The organism is Aliiroseovarius sp. S253, assembly GCF_049800855.1.
GTDB lineage: Bacteria > Pseudomonadota > Alphaproteobacteria > Rhodobacterales > Rhodobacteraceae > Aliiroseovarius.
Genome location: NZ_JBNAFW010000001.1, coordinates 477,368 through 495,927, shown reverse-complemented (window position 1 = coordinate 495,927; position 18,560 = coordinate 477,368). Strand labels below are relative to the sequence as shown.

At 58.9% G+C, this 18,560-nt stretch carries 16 protein-coding genes; 4 read left to right on the top strand and 12 right to left on the bottom strand.

All coding sequences use genetic code 11. The annotated features are described in order from the left end of the window. Positions 1–46: 46 nt before the first annotated feature. A complete protein-coding gene (locus ACP15F_RS02455) occupies positions 47–247 on the top strand; it encodes a hypothetical protein (protein ID WP_424939263.1) in 201 nt (66 codons plus the stop codon). Positions 248–309: 62 nt separating this feature from the next. On the opposite strand, the gene ACP15F_RS02450 is transcribed toward ACP15F_RS02455, so the two are convergent. The 3 genes from ACP15F_RS02450 to ACP15F_RS02440 are packed head-to-tail and all read right to left on the bottom strand — an operon-like array spanning position 310 to position 2,404. Continuing rightward, complete coding sequence (locus ACP15F_RS02450; RefSeq protein ID WP_424939262.1) at positions 310–1,437, bottom strand: aminotransferase class V-fold PLP-dependent enzyme; 1,128 nt, start codon at positions 1,435–1,437, stop codon at positions 310–312. A 59-nt stretch (positions 1,438–1,496) separates the two neighbouring features. After that, positions 1,497–1,952 (bottom strand): Lrp/AsnC family transcriptional regulator, encoded by a 456-nt coding sequence (locus ACP15F_RS02445; RefSeq protein WP_108855560.1) that lies wholly within the window; start codon positions 1,950–1,952, stop codon positions 1,497–1,499. Further along, positions 1,949–2,404: an Lrp/AsnC family transcriptional regulator gene (locus ACP15F_RS02440; RefSeq protein WP_108855559.1), complete on the bottom strand. Its 456-nt coding sequence runs from the start codon at positions 2,402–2,404 to the stop codon at positions 1,949–1,951. Before ACP15F_RS02440 ends, ACP15F_RS02445 begins: the two co-directional genes overlap by 4 nt. Before the next feature lie 139 nt (positions 2,405–2,543). Here ACP15F_RS02440 and ilvC point away from each other — a divergent pair, with 139 nt between their 5' ends. Both ilvC and ACP15F_RS02430 read left to right on the top strand, forming a co-directional pair. Further along, on the top strand, positions 2,544–3,566 hold the full coding sequence (ilvC, locus tag ACP15F_RS02435) for a ketol-acid reductoisomerase (RefSeq protein WP_247089244.1): 1,023 nt from the start codon (positions 2,544–2,546) through the stop codon (positions 3,564–3,566). A 96-nt stretch (positions 3,567–3,662) separates the two neighbouring features. Then, positions 3,663–4,565 (top strand): DMT family transporter, encoded by a 903-nt coding sequence (locus ACP15F_RS02430; RefSeq protein ID WP_424939261.1) that lies wholly within the window; start codon positions 3,663–3,665, stop codon positions 4,563–4,565. On the opposite strand, the gene glmM is transcribed toward ACP15F_RS02430, so the two are convergent. The 8 genes from glmM to ACP15F_RS02390 all read right to left on the bottom strand — a co-directional run bounded on the left by glmM (position 4,562) and on the right by ACP15F_RS02390 (position 14,942). Beyond that, a complete protein-coding gene (glmM, locus tag ACP15F_RS02425) occupies positions 4,562–5,908 on the bottom strand; it encodes a phosphoglucosamine mutase (protein WP_424939260.1) in 1,347 nt (448 codons plus the stop codon). The genes ACP15F_RS02430 and glmM overlap by 4 nt on opposite strands. Before the next feature lie 16 nt (positions 5,909–5,924). Beyond that, the gene (gene folP / locus ACP15F_RS02420) at positions 5,925–6,929 is read right to left on the bottom strand and encodes a dihydropteroate synthase (RefSeq protein WP_424939259.1); all 1,005 of its coding nucleotides are present in this window, start codon (positions 6,927–6,929) and stop codon (positions 5,925–5,927) included. After that, positions 6,926–7,825, bottom strand: a complete 900-nt coding sequence (locus ACP15F_RS02415; RefSeq protein WP_424939258.1) for a dihydroneopterin aldolase — start codon at positions 7,823–7,825, stop codon at positions 6,926–6,928. Before ACP15F_RS02415 ends, folP begins: the two co-directional genes overlap by 4 nt. A gap of 90 nt (positions 7,826–7,915) precedes the next feature. Continuing rightward, positions 7,916–8,566 carry a cell wall hydrolase gene (locus ACP15F_RS02410; RefSeq protein ID WP_424939257.1) on the bottom strand — a complete coding sequence of 217 codons (651 nt, stop codon included), beginning with the start codon at positions 8,564–8,566 and terminating at the stop codon, positions 7,916–7,918. Positions 8,567–8,637: 71 nt separating this feature from the next. Then, the gene (locus ACP15F_RS02405; RefSeq protein WP_424939256.1) at positions 8,638–11,196 is read right to left on the bottom strand and encodes a putative PEP-binding protein; all 2,559 of its coding nucleotides are present in this window, start codon (positions 11,194–11,196) and stop codon (positions 8,638–8,640) included. A gap of 106 nt (positions 11,197–11,302) precedes the next feature. Then, positions 11,303–13,528, bottom strand: coding sequence for a glycine--tRNA ligase subunit beta (glyS, locus tag ACP15F_RS02400; RefSeq protein ID WP_424939255.1), 2,226 nt, complete (start codon positions 13,526–13,528; stop codon positions 11,303–11,305). 5 nt (positions 13,529–13,533) lie between these two features. Continuing rightward, positions 13,534–13,971 (bottom strand): DUF6446 family protein, encoded by a 438-nt coding sequence (locus tag ACP15F_RS02395; RefSeq protein ID WP_424939254.1) that lies wholly within the window; start codon positions 13,969–13,971, stop codon positions 13,534–13,536. A gap of 26 nt (positions 13,972–13,997) precedes the next feature. Continuing rightward, complete coding sequence (locus ACP15F_RS02390; RefSeq protein WP_424939253.1) at positions 13,998–14,942, bottom strand: glycine--tRNA ligase subunit alpha; 945 nt, start codon at positions 14,940–14,942, stop codon at positions 13,998–14,000. Between the two features lie 214 nt (positions 14,943–15,156). On the opposite strand from ACP15F_RS02390, the gene ACP15F_RS02385 reads away from it, so the two are divergent. Next, positions 15,157–16,998, top strand: coding sequence for a trypsin-like peptidase domain-containing protein (locus tag ACP15F_RS02385; RefSeq protein WP_424939252.1), 1,842 nt, complete (start codon positions 15,157–15,159; stop codon positions 16,996–16,998). 66 nt (positions 16,999–17,064) lie between these two features. Here the strand turns inward: ACP15F_RS02385 and ACP15F_RS02380 are convergent, their stop codons facing one another. Continuing rightward, a complete protein-coding gene (locus tag ACP15F_RS02380) occupies positions 17,065–18,513 on the bottom strand; it encodes a TrkH family potassium uptake protein (protein ID WP_424939251.1) in 1,449 nt (482 codons plus the stop codon). Between the last annotated feature and the right edge of the window lie 47 nt (positions 18,514–18,560).

The window sequence follows — 18,560 nt, the reverse complement described above, 5'->3', positions numbered from 1 at the left end:
ACACATGCAGGATATACGCCTCGCAACGTGAACAGGAGACATCATCATGGCAACCGAAGTAACCCCGGAACAGCAAGCCAAAGACGCACGTGCTGAAAAGATCGCCTTCATGATCATCGGCGCCGTTATCGCAGCCCTTGCCGCGGGCTTTTTTCTGAAAGGCATCATGGGCGTGGGGCTTGTTGCCCTGTCGACCGTCCCCGTGATCTATCTGCTGCTGCTGACCATGGCGGGCGGCAGAGGATAAACACGCGGACTCAACCGGATAAAACGAAACGGCGCGCGGGATCCTGCGCGCCGTTTTGATTTCTAAAGAACTTTCTTCAGCGTGTCCTCAAGTCGGGCCACGCTGGCATCGACATCATAAAGCTTGTCCAGTCCGAAGAGACCAAGACGGAAAGACGAATAGTCGTCGCCCTCATCGACCATCAACGGCACACCCGCTGCGATTTGCACACCTTCTGCAGCAAACGCCTTGCCCGCCTTGATATCGGGATCTGCGGTGTAGGATACGACCACTCCGGGTGCCTCGAATCCTTCGGCGGCCACAGATTTGATGCCATTCTCGGCCAACAAGGCGCGTACGCGTCGGCCTTGCTCCCACTGGGCATCACGCAACTTCTCAAAACCGTACTCCTTGGTTTCCAGCATGGTATCGCGGAAGGCGCGCAGCGCGTCGGTGGGCATGGTCGCGTGATAAGCATGGCCTCCGCCTTCATAAGCTTCCATGATCGATAGCCACTTGCCCAGATCCACTGCAAATGATGTCGAGGTCGCGGCTTTCGCCATATCCCGCGCGGTGCCGTTCATCATGACAATCCCGGCAGAAGGCTGCGCCGACCAGCCTTTCTGCGGGGCCGAAATCAACACGTCCACACCGGTTGCCTTCATATCAACCCAAACACAGCCCGAGGCGATGCAGTCCAGCACAAAGATCCCGCCAACCGCATGCACAGCCTTGGCCACGGCGGCGATATAGTCGTCCGGCAAAATCATACCCGACGCGGTTTCCACATGTGGGGCGAACACGACATCGGGCTTCTCTTCCCGGATTTTCGCAACGACCTCGTCGATCGGAGCCGGGGCAAACGGCGCATCCGGCGCATTTCCTACACGGCGCGCTTTCATCACGGTCTCGGCGGATGGGATAGATCCCATTTCGAAAATCTGGCTCCAGCGGAACGAGAAGAATCCGTTTCGAATGACCATCACCCGCTTGCCGGTCGCAAACTGACGGGCCACGGCCTCCATCCCATAGGTGCCGCCGCCGGGAACAAGGGCCACGGCATCGGCGTAATAGACCTCTTTCAACGTGGCCGAGATGTCGGTCATCACACCCTGAAAGGCTTTGGACATGTGGTTTAGGGACCGGTCAGTGAACACGACCGAAAACTCAAGCATTCCATCGGGGTCAATATCGGGCAGAAGTGCGGACATTGGGTTCTCCTTCGCTGTGCCGGATCAGCGTGACCCAGATTGCGCCAACAGGGAAGAGGTCAAATCGGCCCAGGGCGACGTTCTTCTGACAACAGCACATTGGCCTCCACGTCACCTACTCCGGGCATGGTCATGATCCGGCGGCGCAGAACACGTTCGAAATCTGAAATGTCGCGGGCGACCACGCGTAAGCGGTAGTCATACAGTCCCAGCACATGTTCGACCGTTTGCACTTCGGGAATGGCAGACACAGCGCGCTCGAAGTCATCCAAGCTGATGCGGCCCTTTGTGGCGAGTTTTACACCCAGAAACACGGTCACACCGAAGCCCAGAGCCTCGCGGTCCAAATCCAGCCGCCGTCCTGCAATCACCCCGTGATCCGTCAGGCGCTTGATGCGACGCCATGCAGCGGGCTGGCTTAACCCGACCTCGCGACCCAAGGCGCCAGCCGATTGGGTGGCATCCTCGGCCAACAGGCGCAGCAGGGCCAGATCAATCTCGTCAAACTCTGTCATAGCGGCAGGCTTTCATCCGACTTGATCCGCGCCACATGCATCAACGCTTCGATATCCGCGATATGGGGCAATGACAGGATCTGGTCACGATAGATGCCCTGATAGTGCGGCATGTCCCGCGCGATGACGGACAGGCGTACGTCCACACGACCGACGAATGTCTGGATCTCGATTACTTCCCGAATCGCGCGAGCGGCCTCGATGAAATCATCAAAGGCGCGGGGCTGTGTCTTGTCGAGCGTCACGCGCAGGCTGACCTCGACCTCGTACCCTAAGGCACGCCAATTGATCACCGCGCGCGGACCGCGCAGGATCTTCTGATCGCGCAGGCGCTCAATCCGGCGCGACAGGCGCGCTGCAGACAGACCCACCCGGTCTGCCAGTTCAGCCCCGGCCAAACCCGGATCCGCCTGCATCTGCCTAAGAATACGTCTATCGAGATCGTCTAACATGATTTTTCTATTATCATATCATTTGGCGAATAGTTAGCGCCAATTTCATCTGCAAAATACCGGTTATTCATCTCGAATGCCGCACATCCATGCCTATGATGCGACCTCAGAGAATAACCCATGCAACGGAGCACCCGATATGCGCGTTTACTACGATCGCGATTGCGACATTAACCTGATCAAAGACAAAAAAGTTGCCATCCTGGGCTACGGCTCGCAAGGCCACGCCCACGCGCTGAACCTGCGCGACTCGGGTGCCAAGAACCTTGTTGTTGCCCTGCGCGAAGGCTCGGCATCGGCCAAGAAGGCACAAGCTGAAGGTCTGGAAGTCATGGGCATCGCCGAAGCAGCTGCTTGGTGCGACGTCATCATGTTCACCATGCCCGACGAACTGCAGGCCGAAACCTACAAGAAATACGTACACGACAACATCAAGCCGGGCGCAGCCATCGCCTTCGCTCACGGCCTGAACGTTCACTTCGGCCTGATCGAGCCGAAAGAAGGCGTTGACGTAATCATGATGGCCCCCAAAGGCCCGGGTCACACCGTACGCGGCGAATACGTCAAAGGCGGCGGCGTTCCTTGCCTTGTTGCTGTTGACACCGACGCAACTGGCAAAGCGCTGGAAATCGGCCTGTCGTATTGCTCAGCCATCGGTGGCGGCCGCTCGGGCATCATCGAAACCAACTTCCGCGAGGAATGCGAAACCGACCTGTTCGGCGAGCAAGCCGTTCTGTGCGGCGGTATCGTTGAACTGATCCGTTGCGGTTTCGAGACTCTGGTTGAAGCCGGTTACGCACCGGAAATGGCTTACTTCGAGTGTCTGCACGAAACCAAGCTGATCGTAGACCTGATCTATGAAGGCGGCATCGCGAACATGGATTACTCGATCTCGAACACTGCAGAATACGGCCAGTACGTCACCGGCCCGCGCATCCTGCCCTACGAAGCCACCAAGAAAGCCATGAAAGAATCGCTGGAAGACATCCAGACCGGTAAATTCGTGCGTGACTTCATGCTGGAGAACGCTGTTGGTCAGCCGACCATCAAAGCGTCGCGTCGCCACAATGACGAGCACCAGATCGAGGTTGTCGGTAAGAAACTGCGCGACATGATGCCTTGGATCTCGGCTGGCAAGCTGGTTGACCAAGAAAAGAACTAAGACCTGAACGCGGTCACGCGGTGGGTTGATTTCCACCGCAACAAAAGATCAAGTGGGGCGTCCGACACCGGGCGCCCTTTTTCTTTGCGAGGTTCCATGACCGACAACCCCACCACCCGCGACTGGGCGGGCGTTATCGCCCTTGGCCTGATCTGGGGCGGCACGTTCATGGTCGTGGCCATCGCACTCGAGGGCTACGGCCCTGTGACCGTTGCCACCGCGCGCACCACACTGGGTGCGGTCGCGTTGATGGGGCTGGTCATGGCAACAGGTCGTGGATTGCCGAAATGGGATGCGGCACTGTGGTGGTCGATCTCGATCATCGGCATTCTGTCCACAGCATTGCCGTTTATGTTGCTCAGCTGGGGGCAACAATATGTTCCGTCGGCCTTTGCAGGTCTATCGATGGCCGCAATCCCCTTGATGGTGTTGCCTCTGGCGCATTTCTTCTCGGACGAGCCGTTGAACATGCGCAAATTCATTGGGGTCTCACTTGGATTCTGTGGAGCTTTAGTTCTGATTGGGCCGGGGCTGGCCCAGCTTGGGCAAGGTACTGAACCTTTGGCACAATTGGCCTGTATCGGGGCAGCGCTTTGCTATTCCGTAGCCTCAATCCTGACGCGCCGCTGCCCACCCATTGACCCGGTGGTGCTGGCAGCTTTGACCCTTGTGGTCGGATCGGTGATCCTGTTTCCCATCATGCTCGCCACCGAAGGCTGGCCCGCATGGGAGGGCACGCGGTCGGGACTTGCGATCGTTGCTTTGGGGCTTTTGCCCACCGCATTGGCAACGCTGTTGCGGGTTGCGATCATCCTCAGCGCGGGCTCGGTCTTCATGACTTTGGTGAACTATCAAGTGCCCGCATGGTCGATGGTGTTCGGCGCGTGGATCCTGTCCGAAGCCCTTCCCCTGCGCTTTTTCGCAGCGCTTGCATTGATCATGACCGGGCTGGCCATCAGCCAGTGGTTCAGCCTTCGGAAGATGTTCGTCGGACGCTAGACCGTCGCGGCTTCGACCTCGGCCACAATCCCGTCCACAACCAGCGCCAACAGGCCGTCATCCTCGCACTCCGCCATCACGCGGATCAGAGGTTCTGTACCGGATTTTCGGATCAAAAGGCGCCCTTTTCCGTTCAGCTGAACTTCGGCGTCCGCGATTGCTTCCTTGACGCTATCGACCTCGAGCGGCGTCTGCCCCACGGTATAGCGTACGTTCTTCAGCAGTTGAGGCACTGTTTCGAAGACTTGGCAAAGCTCTGACGCGGGTTTCCCCGTCTCGACCATACAAGCCAAGAACTGAAGACCGGCCAACAAACCATCGCCCGTCGTCGCGTAGTCCGTCATCACGATATGGCCAGACTGTTCGCCGCCCAGATTATATCCACCTGCACGCATCGCCTCGACCACATGGCGGTCACCCACTTTGGTACGCAAAAGCTCAAGCCCTTGTTCAGCCATATGACGCTCCAGCCCAAGGTTCGACATCACTGTCGCAACCAGCTTGCCACCGCTCAAGCGTCCCTCGGACGCCCAATGCGAAGCGAAAAGCGCCATGAGCTGATCGCCGTCAGCCACTTGGCCTTTTTCGTCGATGATCATGATCCGATCGGCGTCACCATCCAGACAGATGCCCAGATCTGCGCCGTTTTCCACCACAGTGCGCGCAGCCAAAGCGGTGTCCGTTGACCCGCATCCTTTGTTGATGTTGGTCCCGTCGGGCGAAACCCCCACAGGGATAATATCGGCCCCGAGTTCCCACAACGCATCGGGTGCTGCCCGATAGGCCGCCCCGTTGGCGCAGTCGATCACGATCTTCATACCGTTCAGACGCTTATGCTGCGGGAAGGTGGTTTTCAAATATTCGGTATAACGCTGACGGGCTTCCTCGATCCGTTTGGCGCGGCCGATGTTCTGAGGCTGCACCGGGTCGACGCCCTCGTGCACCATGCGTTCGATCTCGGCTTCGTCTTCGTCCGACAGCTTGAACCCGTCCGGGCCGAAGAACTTGATACCATTGTCGTGAAAAGGGTTATGCGAGGCCGAGATCATGATCCCTAGATCCGCACGCATGGAATGGGTCGCGCGCCCAACGGCAGGCGTTGGCACTGGCCCCAGCAGAAGCACATTCATCCCGGTCGATGTCAGCCCCGCCGTCAAAGCATTTTCCAGCATATAGCCTGACAGCCGCGTGTCCTTGCCGATCACCACTCGGTGCCCGTTGGAATGGTCACGGCGGAAGTGGCGCCCTGCTGCGGCCCCCAGCTTCAACGCCATCTCTGCTGTCATGGGCCAAGAATTCGCCAGCCCACGCACCCCATCGGTTCCGAAAAGTTTTTCGACCATACTGCTGCCCTTGTTCTTACTTTTTTTCGGTCATGGCTGCGTGAAGGCGCAAAGCCTGCCGTGTTTCAAATGTATCATGGACCCGCAAAATCTGCATGCCCTGCGCAATGCCATGCATCGCAACGGCTACGGATCCGGCAACCCGATCACGGGCCGCTTCTGCCTGCCCAATAGTGCCGATAAACCGCTTGCGTGAGACGCCCAGCAACACCGGAAGTCCCAGATCATGTAGCAGCGACAGGTTACGCAGCAAAGTCACATTGTGTTCCAGAATCTTACCAAACCCGATGCCGGGATCGGTGATAATCCGCTCACGTTTGATGCCTTTGGCTTCAGCAAAGCTGATCCGTTCCTCCAGATAATCCATCACGTCAAATAGCACGTCATCATAACGCGGATCGTTCTGCATATCCTCGGGACGGCCCTGAGAATGCATCAGACAGACGGATACGTCGCGTTCGGCCACAAGGTCGGCAAGTTCCGGATCGAAGGTAAAGGCCGACACGTCGTTCACGATATCCGCACCTGCATCCAACGCGGCCTGGGCCACGCGGGCTTTGCGCGTGTCGATCGAAATTGGCGTGGTTACACCCGCAGCACGGATCGCTTCGATCACGGGTGCGGTGCGCTGGATTTCTTCCTGAATATCCACCTCTTCCGCACCGGGCCGGGTGCTTTCCCCGCCAATGTCCAGAATGTCGGTATCGCCTGCCATCTGGCGCGCGCGTGTGACAGCGGCTTCGATCGTATCCAGTTCCCCCCCGTCCGAGAAGCTGTCAGGCGTCACGTTCAGAATGCCCATCAAACGCGGTTGGTCCAGTGTCAGTCCACACAGGGTCGGGCGCGGATCACTGAGGCGCTGAACGGATGCGTCATCCAGATCGGCAAGTTCAATTGTGCGGGTCTCGCCCTCGCGCTGGCGCTGCAAGACCTGATCGAACCATAGGCTGTTGCTGCCGCAAAGTTGCTTCCCCGCGTACGGACGACCCGAGCGGGCGATAGGCTGAAAGCGCTGGCTCATGACACACCCTCCAGCATGACAGAATGCGAATCGATACCCGGCGTGTCAGGTGCATCGCAACCCACCCACAAGATCTGGCAGGCCTGCATTTGTTCAGCAAACCAAAGCGTCAGATCCCTAAGGCTGATGGCAATGGGTGCATCCACCGCATCCAGCACCATCTTGGATGGCGCCCAAACGCTCAGCTGTTCGTTTTTAAGTCCCCAGTCCAACTCGGTCCGCGTGCCAACAGGGACCGCACGGGGATCAACCGATGCCAGCTCCCATGCGGCCTGATCCGCCTGTAGAAGCACGATGTTGCGAGCGGCCCAGCTGTCTTGCACCTGAGGCAGGTCTACATCGACGACTAGAATGGTCGGTGCGCCATCTTCTTCGAATTGGTCAAGAAAGGTCGGCAGAGCCTCGGATCGCAGAGCCGCCGATGACAGAAAAGTCAAAATCGGGGCGGGAGCATCCTGTGCTTCGACCTCGGCCGCACCGCTTGCACGGTCGCGGACGATTTCGACCCCCAGCTTGCCGGGACCACGGTCCAGCTTCTCGATCCGGACAAATACGCGTTGCGGCTGCGGTGACAGCAAAAGCCGCTGCGCGATGCGTTCGGCCAAGGTTTCCAGCAGGTTAAGACGCTCGGCCTCAAGCTCGGCCATAATCGCTTCGGTGATCGTGTCATAGGACAGGATATCATCTACATCGTCTGTTTCCGCGCCACCGTGGTCAAAAACCTCGACCACCACGCTGAAGCTTAGCCGCTGGGTCACACCGCGTTCGGCCTGAAACGCACCAATTTCCACGTCGACCACGTGATCGCGCACGGAAATGCGGTCTGCGGGGACGTCCCCAGACATGGCGCGCGCGCGCGCTTCCAAATCAGAAAATGCCAGACTGGCCTCGGTCATTGCATGTCCCCTTTAAACTTGGCAGGACAATGCCCCGAACCCGCCACGAAACGCCAGCCCAAAGCGACCGATTGGCACGAACCGGCGTCCTTAGCCGGGCATCCGATAGAACCGATGCACACCGATCGACGCAGTCTTCTGAAACTTGCTGGCCCAGCGCGGCGCCACTGCGGTGGTGTGGTAATGCGTCGCCCCATGGGTCAGGTCGCGCGGAGCTCCATCCATCATGGCGCGCGCAATGCGTCCCAGTCGATCATGGATGGCCCGCTCGTTAATAACCTCTTCGCGTCCGTCACAGGTGTAGGTGAACTGGCAGGCGTATTTCTTGCCTGTGCCCTGGTTGATCACGCCACAAATTGTGTTTGGAAAGCGAGGATGGTCGACGCGGTTCAGGATCACCTCGGCCACTGCAAACTGGCCCTGAACGGTTTCACCTCGAGCTTCGAAATACAGCGCTTCCGTCAGACAATTCCATTGGGCATCCTGTTTCGGGATGGGTTGCGCTGACAACCAAGCAACCGAACGTGCGAAGCCCTCAGGTGCAGGTTTAGAGGCTTCCGGAAGCACCGAAATCGCGCTCAGCTTCTCGCCCCCCATCGCACCAAGGCCCGAATGCTCTTGCATCAGGGCTGCTCCAAAGGGATTCGATGCCGGATCAGAATCCGAGGCCAACGCAGGCGCAAGCGATCCCGCAACCACGGCAAAAACGGCAATAATCTGAGGTTTCCACTTGATACACATAACACAACACTTCCCGAGTAACTGCGCGGGAGTCCTATGCGATTGCATGCGCTGCGTCCAGTCCCGCGCGGTCAGACCTCGGTCGGTTTAGGCGAGGTGATTGCCAAATGCGCCGCGGCCAATCGCGCCACTGGTACCCGGAAGGGCGAGCACGAGACATAGTCGAAACCTGCGTCGCGACAGAAGCGAATGCTTTCCGGGTTGCCCCCGTGTTCACCGCAAATCGACAACGTCAGATCGGCGTTTTCGTTACGGCCACGGTCGGCCCCCATCTCGAGCAATTCGCCCACGCCGTCTGCGTCCAGCATGTGGAATGGGTCTTCTTCATAGACACCCTGAGACACGTATTCCCCCATGAAACGCCCCGCATCATCGCGCGACAGGCCATAGGTCATCTGGGTCAAGTCATTGGTGCCGAAGGACATGAAAGCCGCATGCTGAGCGATTTCGCCCGCACGCAATGCCGCGCGCGGCGTTTCCACCATCACACCCAATCGATAGGTGAAGTCAGCGCCCTGCTCGATCCGAACAGCTGCGGCGACAGCGTCGACACGGGCTTTGACGATCTCGACTTCGCGCTTGGCGGACACCAGAGGGATCATCACCTCGGGCACCACAGGCGCTCCGGATTTCGAGGCCTCAACGGTCGCTTCGAAAATCGCGCGCGCCTGCATGTCATAAATCTCGGGTACGGTCACACCAAGGCGCACCCCACGCATACCCAGCATGGGATTAAACTCGCGCAGGCCAGCAACACGGCGTTCGACATCTTTCAGAGGCAGATCCAGCGCCTCGGCCAATTCACGCAGCCCCTCGCGCCCATGGGGCAGGAATTCGTGCAGCGGCGGATCGAACAGACGGATGCAGACAGGTTGGCCCTGCATGATCTCGAACAGCTCGGTGAAGTCGGCGCGCTGCATCGGCAATAGGCGATCAAGTGCGGCCCGGCGATCATCCGTGTGATCGGCAAAGATCATCTCGCGCATGGCCAGCAGGCGATCATCGTCGATGAACATATGCTCCGTCCGGCACAGTCCAATGCCTTCCGCAGCGAACATCCTTGCGTTACGCGCATCCGGAGGCGTATCGGCATTGGCACGCACCCCGATGTCGCGCAACTCGTCCGCCCAAGTCATCAGGGTTTGAAAGCTTTCACCCAGCTCAGGGGGAAGCATATCCACTGCACCGATCAAGGCTTCGCCAGCGCTGCCGTCGATGGTGATCACATCGCCTTCACGCAGGACGCGATCATCGGATGTGAGCAGCTTACCCTTGCGCTTGTCCAAGGTCAGATCCGCAGCGCCAACAACGCATGGCAGCCCTAGCCCACGCGCAATCACTGCTGCGTGGCTGGTGATCCCACCGCGAATGGTCAGAATGCCATTGGCCGCATGCATGCCGCGAATATCCTCGGGGCTGGTTTCGCGACGCACCAAAATGCAGTTTTCGCCTTGCGAGGCCAGTGTCTGCGCGGCGCGCGCGTTGAAAACGATTTTACCGGTTGCTGCCCCTGGGCTGGCCGCGATGCCAGTGGCAAAGTGGTTGCGAGGGCCATCGGGATCAACCTGACTGTGCAGAAGTTCGGTCAAGGCACGGGGGGGGATGCGCAAAACAGCGTCTGCGCGAGAGATGATATTGTCTTTGGCCAGCCCAACAGCGATGCGCACATTCGCCCGCTCCGAACGAGGCACACGTACCGCATCCAGAATGAATAGCTCTTCGTTCTCGATGGTGAACTCAATCTCCATCTCTTCGCGAAGACGGGCGCGGCAGAACTCTCCAAAACGGACGAGGTCTGCAAAATTCTGCGGCAACACTTCTTCGATGGACCGACCGCGCGGGTCTTTGGTCAGATACATGACATCGCGATCTTCTGCGTCTGCCAGCGCATCGCGCCCTTGGCTTTTGCACAGATAACGACCGCGGATTTCGCGGTGGCCAGTGATGCCGTTCACAAATTGGATCACACCAGACCCACAGATTCCCTGTCCGACACCCAGCACCATCTGCTGCACGACAAGCCCAAGACCCGCATCCGCGGGCGCACCCTTGGCCTGTCGCAAAAGCCGCGCTGTCGTGCCTTCCCAAGCTCGTGCCATCGAGCGTAGGATCTCGGCCAACTGAACTTTGGGGTCTTGCGGGAAATACTCGTCAGTCTCTTCCTCATAAAGCTCCAACGCCTCGCGCAGCGTGTCGGCAGTCGGGGTCGTCAGCGCGTCGAACTCATCCGGGTCCAAACGCCCGACATGAACCGCATAGGACTGAATAAAACGAAGATACAGCGCATTGGCCGCCGTTTCCCCGTGAGTATTGATCAGGCTTGCATGAACCTTGTCGTTCATCCCGATGTTCAGAATGGCCCCGGGCCCGCCCCAGTCGGGGTCTTCGGAAGAGGGGCGAACTGATACCAGAGGATCAGCACCAAACAGCGCCAGCATGGCTTCAAGATCCGGCATTTCACCAGCCGAAACACCGTGCACGGCATCGAAATCAAGCGCAACCGTGCGCGGCACCGGCATCTCTAATCGGATCAGCCGTTGCAGGCATTTCGCCCGACCACCGTGACGCGCCGCTTCGATCTCGGCTGACGGGGTGATTTCCGTGAATCCTGAAGTCTGATTTTTCTGCACCGCAGCACCACCTTTCACCCGTCACCATAGCGCGGATGTTCCGTCACACAAGAGATACATGTGCGCTGAGAAGCCGGATCAGCAACAGGGGTGTTTCCCCCGTCGCTTAGCCTTCGATTTTCGATAGATCGGCCACGCCACCACAGATCGTGCGAATGCGCGACAGAAGGTTCAGACGGTTGCGCCGGATCACTTGATTGTCCGAATTGATCTGCACAGCCTCGAAAAATGCGTCAATCGGTGCGCGCAGGGCGGCCATCGCGTGCATCGCGGCAGCAAAGTCTTCGCTTTCCATCGCTGGGTTGATCGCGGCTTCAGCAGCATCAAGAGCCTCGAACAGAGCCTTCTCGCTGTCGTCCTCGGCAAATTTCACGTCCGCCCCATAGGAGTATTCGACCCCGTCCTTTTCTTCGGCCTGCGTCAGGATATTCGACGCACGTTTCACACCTTGGATCAGGTTTTCGCCATCCTCGGTCGACAGGAACGTGGCCAATGCCTCGGCCCGCTTGACCAAAAGTGTCAGATCGTCATTGCCCGGCATCGCAAGACAGGCGTCGATCACATCATGGCGGACGCCCTTATCACGCAAATAGACTTTCAGCCGGTCGTGGAAGAACGACAAGAGATCGCGCGACACATCTGGCAGGCTGTCCTTCACCTCGCTCAGGTGTTTGGACAGGTCGCCGTCGAAATGATCCAGAATGGTACGGATGGCTGCGCCGAACACGCCGTGATCTGCGATCTCGTTGTCCAGATCACGCAATAGCGCGGCCCGTGCTTCACCGTTTTCGTTCAGTGCAATCTCGTGACGCAGAAGCTGTGCGTCGAAAAGCTTGTCCAGTTCTACCCGCAGATTGTTATCCAGCACAAGACGGATGACACCCAGCGCGGCGCGACGCAGAGCGAACGGGTCTTTCGATCCGGTGGGTTTTTCGTCGATGGCCCAAAAACCTGTCAGTGTGTCCAGCTTGTCGGCCATTGCCACAGCAATCGACACGGGCGCTGAAGGTACGTCATCCGACGGGCCAAGCGGCGAATAATGCTCTAGCGCGGCATCGGCGACCTCGGCCGAATAGCCAGCGGGGGCGGCATAGTATTTGCCCATGAGGCCCTGAAGCTCTGGGAACTCATAAACCATTTCCGACGACAGGTCGGCCTTGGCCCAGCGGGCTGCTTTTTCAGTCAGCTTGGCATCGGCATCCACCGAAGGGGCCAGCGCACGCGCCATCACGGCGATCCGGTCGATGCGTTCGGCTTGCGTGCCCAGCTTGTTGTGGAAAGTCACGTTGGCAAGGCTGTCGAGCCACGGCTGACCGCCAGCTTCGGCCACGCGAATGTCGTTTTCCCAGAAGAATTTGGCGTCTGCCAGACGGGCGAACAGAACCTTCTGGTTTCCGGCCAGAATGGTCGCGCCGTGATCCGCGGTTTCACGGTTGGCAACGGTGATGAACTTCTCGATCCGATCCGTTTTCGGATTCTTTACCGAAAAGAACTTCTGGTGCTCGCGCATCGAGGTTTGCAGCACCTCGGGCGGCAGGTGGATGAAGTCGTCAGCAATGTCGCCCATCAAGACGACGGGCCATTCGACCAGACCCGCGACCTCGGCCAGCAGACCTTTGTCTTCGACGATCTCAAGCCCCTGTGCGAAGGCAGCGCTTTTCGCGTCGGCCCAGATGTGGTCAGCGCGCTCGGCGGGTGACAAGATCACCTTGGCGGCTTTCAGCTTGGCTTCGTAATCGGCAAATCCGGTGACCGAGAAACGGCCCGGAGCCATGAAGCGGTGGCCCTCGGTGGTGTCGCCAGAAGCGATACCATCAACGTCCAACGGCACCACGGCGGCGCCAGCTTCATCCGACAGAATGCAAAGGATCGAGTGCAGCGGACGCACCCAGCGCAGGCTGCCAGATCCCCAACGCATCGATTTAGGCCACGGGAAGTTGCGGATCGCGTTTTCCAAAACTTCGGCGATGATCTCTGCGGCCGGACGACCAGATTTCTCGATCGTCGCGAAATAGACCGCACCCTTGGGGGTCTCGCGCTCTTCCAGCTGATCACGGGTCACGCCTGCGCCGCGCAGGAAGCCTTCGATGGCCTTGTCCGGTGCGCCCACTTTCGGGCCTTTGCGTTCTTCGCGCGTATCGGGCGACTGGGCCAGCAGACCTTCGACCGCCAACGTCAGGCGACGCGGCGTGGACAGGGCAGCAGCCCCGGCATAGGTCAGGCCAGCCTCGACCAAACCATCGGTCACCAGCTTTTTCAGATCTTCCGCCGCTCGGGTTTGCATCCGGGCCGGAATTTCTTCGGAAAAGAGTTCAATCAGCAGGTCAGGCATATCGCTTACTCGCTATATTTTTCGTTCAGCTGATGCCAGGCATAGCCCCGGCCATCAGGGAAGATGGCGACGACACGGTCGACCCCATCTTTGATGTTGTGTTCGCCCAAAAAGGCCAAGGCTTCGCCGCTTTCGATCGCCGCACCAATGGCCACTGCATCGAAGCAGTCAAACCAGCGGGGCGCGGTCAGGGGTGTCGCATGCTCGTAGTGCTCGAATGTCTCGGTGAGCATGGCAAGGCTCATCGTCGTCGTGAAGCAACTCCGATAGCGCAAGGGCGAACTGTCGGCGTCGATCCCCTCGAAACTGTCGTAGAGGACGACCTCGGGCTGGCCCGTGACCAGATTGGTCATGCGGATACCATCCTCGGCTGAAACCTCGTCATAAAACGCATAAAGCTGCAACCAATAGATCGCAACGCCGGCTACAAGGGCAATTCCCACGATAAATGTCCCTACCAGACGGCCGCTCACGCCGCATCCCCATCAGCGGCCCAGCCACCGGCGCTGGTTTGCACAAACGCATCGGCGCACTGCTTGGCCAGCGCGCGCACACGCCCGATATAAGCCTGACGTTCCGTGACCGAAATCACTCCGCGCGCGTCCAACAGGTTGAACAAGTGAGAGGCCTTGATGCACTGGTCATAAGCCGGGTGCGCCATGATGATGCGCTTGCCGGTTTTCGGGTCGACTTGTTCCTGATCAAGGATCGCCTGACACTCGGCCTCGGCTTCCTCAAAATGGCGCAGCAATACGTCGGTGTTGGCCACGTCGAAGTTCCAACGCGCGTATTCTTCTTCGGTTTGCTTGAACACATCGCCATAGGTCAGCGCAATCGGAGCATCCGGTGCGTTGAACGGCATGTCCATTACGTGATCGACGCCCAGCACATACATGGCCAAACGTTCCAGACCATATGTCAGCTCGCCCGAGACAGGTTTGCAGTCATGACCGCCGACCTGCTGGAAATAGGTGAACTGGCTGACTTCCATACCGTCGCACCAGACTTCCCAGCCCAGACCCCAAGCGCCCAATGTCGGGCTTTCCCAGTCATCTTCCACGAAGCGGATATCGTGCAGGTCCATATCGATGCCAATGGCTTCGAGCGAGCCCAGATACAGCTCTTGCAGATTGGGCGGGCTGGGTTTGATTAGCACTTGGTACTGATAGTAGTGCTGCAAACGGTTCGGGTTCTCACCATAGCGCCCATCGGTCGGACGGCGCGAGGGCTGAACGTAAGCCGCCGCCCAAGGCTGCGAGCCCAGCGAACGCAACGTGGTGGCCGGGTGGAACGTACCTGCGCCAACCTCCATGTCATAAGGTTGCATCACCGCGCAGCCCTTTTCGGCCCAGTAATTCTGAAGCCGCAGGATGATTTCCTGAAAGCATTGCGGTTTGGTCTTGGTCGTGGCCATGGCACTGCCCTGAACTGGTTTGTACAAAGTCTGCCACTCAATAGGCGCTGGCCCGGACAGCGTCAACGCGGGAAAGGCGCACAAGGGTTGGGTTTTCCCGCCCCTAGGCACCATAAATTTCCGAAAGGCGTCGCGCCGATATTGACCTTGCCATGCGCGGGTGTGTTACTTGCGCGAAATTCAGACCATTTCGCCAGATTGGCTACGAGGATCCATGACCAAACAATTTGCCCTTGCATTGGCCACCGGCCTTCTTCCCGCAGTGACCCCAATGGCGGCCACCAGCGTGGCGGCGATCGTGGCGGCCGGACCGGCTGTGGCTCAACAAGCGACAAACGCACAATCGGTGCGTTGGATTCAGGTCGAGGCCCAGCCCTCGCTGCGCGAGGCTGAAAACCGCGCCCGCGCCTATGCTGGCCGGCTTGACGGGGTGAACGGGTTCCGCCTAAACGGCAACTGGTACGCGATCGTGTTGGGACCATACACCGAACGCGCCGCCGAAGTGCAGCTGCGCAACCTGAAGAATGCAGGCCTGATCCCACAAGACAGCTTCATCGCGTTTTCAAGGCAGTTCCGCCAGCAATTCTGGCCCATCGGCGAAAGCACCCTGACCGCCGCCCCAATCGAGGCACCTGCCGCCCCGGCCGCTCAGCCCGAACAAGAAACCCAGCCCGAAGTCACCGCGACCGCACCGGCTGCCACCTCTGAACCTGTGGTGCTGGTACAGGACGAAACCAAACGTGAAGCCTTGGCAAGCGAGCGTGCTTTGGACCGTGATGCGCGTAAGGCCCTTCAGGTCGCACTTCAGTGGGAAGGCTATTACACCTCGGCCATCGATGGCGCGTTTGGTCCCGGCACCCGCCGGTCCATGGCCGCTTGGCAGGCCGACTATGGCTATGATGCAACCGGCGTTTTGACCACACGCCAGCGCGCCGCGTTGTTGGACAAGTATCAATCCGTTCTGGAAGCCTTGGGCATGGCCCCCTACGAGGATCAGAGCGCCGGCATTGCGATGGCCATTCCCACAGGAATGGTCGAGTTCGACCGCTATGAAGCCCCGTTCGTACATTTCAAAACCAAAAGCGACAATGACGTGCAGTTGGTGATGATCAGCCAGACTGGAGATCAGGACACTCTTTTTGGCCTCTATGACATCCTGCAAACGCTCGAGATCGTCCCCGCCGATGGTCCGCGCCAACGTGGCAAGAATGGGTTCACCATCGAAGGTGAGAACGACAAGATCACCTCGTTCACGGAGGTCAAACTGGTAAACGGAACCGTGAAAGGCTTTACGCTGGTCTGGCCCAAAGGTGATGACAAGCGCCGTAACTTGGCGCTGGGGGACATGAAAGCAAGCTTTGCCTCGCTGGGTTCGCAGGCACTGGCTGATGACGCCGGGCTGGACGCATCCACGCAAAGTCTGGACCTGTTGTCCGGGTTGGAAATTCGCACGCCTGACCTGTCGCGCTCTGGCTTCTACGTGGATGGCACTGGCCGCATCCTGACCACTGTCGAAGCCGTGCAGTCATGCGCGCGCGTCTCTGTTAACGACGAGTTTGATGCCAATGTAGTGGCTATGGACGACACGCTGGGGCTGGCCCTGCTGGAACCAGCCACAGCACAGGCGCCGATCTCGTTCGCATCGTTCTTGACTGCGCAACCACGCCTAAAATCGGATGTGGCCGTGGCAGGCTTTTCATATGAGGGCCGCCTGAGTTCGCCCAGCCTAACCTTCGGCACCCTCTCTGAGCTGACCGGCTTGAATGGCGAGACCGAACTGTCCCGCCTGACTCTGACCGCCCTACCCGGCGATGCGGGTGGCCCGGTTCTGGACGCTGGTGGATCGGTGATGGGGATGCTTCTGCCGGCAAGTGGCGACAAAGGCCGCACCCTACCCGCTGATACCAGCTTTGCCATGGACGCAGACACCGTGGCTGCATTTTTGGCCGCGAACGGCGTTTCGACCAGCACAACGGACAGCGTGACCTCGATCGATCCGGTCGAGCTGAACACCAAGGCGGCTGATATGACGGTTCTGGTTAGCTGCTGGAATTGATCCGAAGGTCCCTGACTAAAAAAGGCCCGGGCTGATCGTGCCGGGCCTTTGATTTTTTGGAAGTTTTTAGCCCCGCCAGAAGCTCACAGTGAACAGCACGAACACTGCAAGAAGCTCCAACCGGCCGATCAGCATCGCAGCAATCAAGATCCACTTGGCGGTGTCACTCAGCCCCGCAAAGTTGCCTGCGGGCCCGATCTGATCCCCCAGTCCCGGTCCGATATTGGCCAGAGCCGCCGCCGCGCCTGACAAGGACGTGGTGAAATCCAGCCCTGTCAGGCCCAAGGCCACCGCTGTCACGCCCAGGGTCACCACAAAGAAAACGAAGAACCCCATGACCGAGGACAAGACGTCCTCGTCCACACGGCGTCCACCGTATCGCGGGGTGAAAATCCCGTGGGGAGAGTGGATCGACTGGATCTGTGCCTTGATCGAAGACAGAAGCAGCTGATAGCGGAAGATCTTGATAGAGCAAGCGGTCGATCCAGCGCAGCCGCCAATCAGTCCTACGAAGAAGAACATCACAACCGGGAAACCGCCCCACAGCATATAATCCTGCGACGCATAGCCGGTTCCTGTCAGGATCGAGGTCAGGTTGAACAGCGTTTTGCGCAAGGCTTCTTCGCTGAGCTGCCCCGCAGCCAGCCAGCGCCAAAGCGCCATGATCAGGACGATAACCACCAGTGTCATAAAGAACGCGCGGACTTGTGGGTCGTGAAGAAGCGGACGCGCGGTGCCTTGAAGGATCTGCACGTAGCGCACAAACGGCAAAGCGGCCAGCAACATGAACACGACCGCCGCATATTCCGGGCCGGGACCAAACGCCCCGAAAGATGCGTCATAGTTGGCGTATCCTCCCGTCGCGATGGTGGTCATCGCGTGGGTTACAGCGTCAAAAAAGCTCATTCCCAAAGCGAAGTAAGTCACTGCACACAAAGCGGTCAGCGAGAAATAGATCACTGAGATACGCGACGAGATTTCGGTTGCGCGGGGTAGGATTTTGCCGAAGGTGTCAAAGCCCTCGGACCGGAAGATCTGCATACCGCCGACGCGTAGTTCGGGCAGAAACACCATGGCCACAACAATGATGCCGATGCCGCCAAACCACTGCAAAAGCCCGCGCCAGAAAAGAAGCCCTTTGGGCAATTCCTCCAGCCCTGACAACACAGTCGAGCCGGTGGTGGTCAGGCCTGACATTGCCTCGAAGAACGCATCCACGGGACGGGCGTCAATCTCGGCCAAGGCAAAAGGCAAAGCCCCAAAGATAGGCAGAGCCACCCAAACACCAGTTGTCAGAAGAAAGGTCTGCTGGATCGTCAGCCCCTTGCCGACCCCGTTGGCCGTCGACAAGGCCATCGAGCCTCCGATCAACATGGTGACGACCGCGCTTTGCAGGAACACCTGCCAATCGGGATTGTTGTCCACTAGGTCGACCACAACTGGGATCAGCATCGTGGCGCCCAAAACGGCGACAAGAAGCCCGATTACATAGATGACAGGTCGCAGATCTAACATGAGCGCAGGGTTGGCTTCCTACGCCCATAGTGTCAAGCGTCGTCCAA

Excerpts from the sequence above, each read along its gene's own strand:
- ACP15F_RS02455 (WP_424939263.1), top strand. The coding sequence starts at position 47 with ATGGCAACCGAAGTAACCCCGGAACAGCAAGCCAAAGACGCACGTGCT.
- ACP15F_RS02450 (WP_424939262.1), bottom strand. The coding sequence starts at position 1,437 with ATGTCCGCACTTCTGCCCGATATTGACCCCGATGGAATGCTTGAGTTT.
- ACP15F_RS02445 (WP_108855560.1), bottom strand. The coding sequence starts at position 1,952 with ATGACAGAGTTTGACGAGATTGATCTGGCCCTGCTGCGCCTGTTGGCC.
- ACP15F_RS02440 (WP_108855559.1), bottom strand. The coding sequence starts at position 2,404 with ATGTTAGACGATCTCGATAGACGTATTCTTAGGCAGATGCAGGCGGAT.
- ilvC (WP_247089244.1), top strand. The coding sequence starts at position 2,544 with ATGCGCGTTTACTACGATCGCGATTGCGACATTAACCTGATCAAAGAC.
- ACP15F_RS02430 (WP_424939261.1), top strand. The coding sequence starts at position 3,663 with ATGACCGACAACCCCACCACCCGCGACTGGGCGGGCGTTATCGCCCTT.
- glmM (WP_424939260.1), bottom strand. The coding sequence starts at position 5,908 with ATGGTCGAAAAACTTTTCGGAACCGATGGGGTGCGTGGGCTGGCGAAT.
- folP (WP_424939259.1), bottom strand. The coding sequence starts at position 6,929 with ATGAGCCAGCGCTTTCAGCCTATCGCCCGCTCGGGTCGTCCGTACGCG.
- ACP15F_RS02415 (WP_424939258.1), bottom strand. The coding sequence starts at position 7,825 with ATGACCGAGGCCAGTCTGGCATTTTCTGATTTGGAAGCGCGCGCGCGC.
- ACP15F_RS02410 (WP_424939257.1), bottom strand. The coding sequence starts at position 8,566 with ATGTGTATCAAGTGGAAACCTCAGATTATTGCCGTTTTTGCCGTGGTT.
- glyS (WP_424939255.1), bottom strand. The coding sequence starts at position 13,528 with ATGCCTGACCTGCTGATTGAACTCTTTTCCGAAGAAATTCCGGCCCGG.
- ACP15F_RS02390 (WP_424939253.1), bottom strand. The coding sequence starts at position 14,942 with ATGGCCACGACCAAGACCAAACCGCAATGCTTTCAGGAAATCATCCTG.
- ACP15F_RS02385 (WP_424939252.1), top strand. The coding sequence starts at position 15,157 with ATGACCAAACAATTTGCCCTTGCATTGGCCACCGGCCTTCTTCCCGCA.
- ACP15F_RS02380 (WP_424939251.1), bottom strand. The coding sequence starts at position 18,513 with ATGTTAGATCTGCGACCTGTCATCTATGTAATCGGGCTTCTTGTCGCC.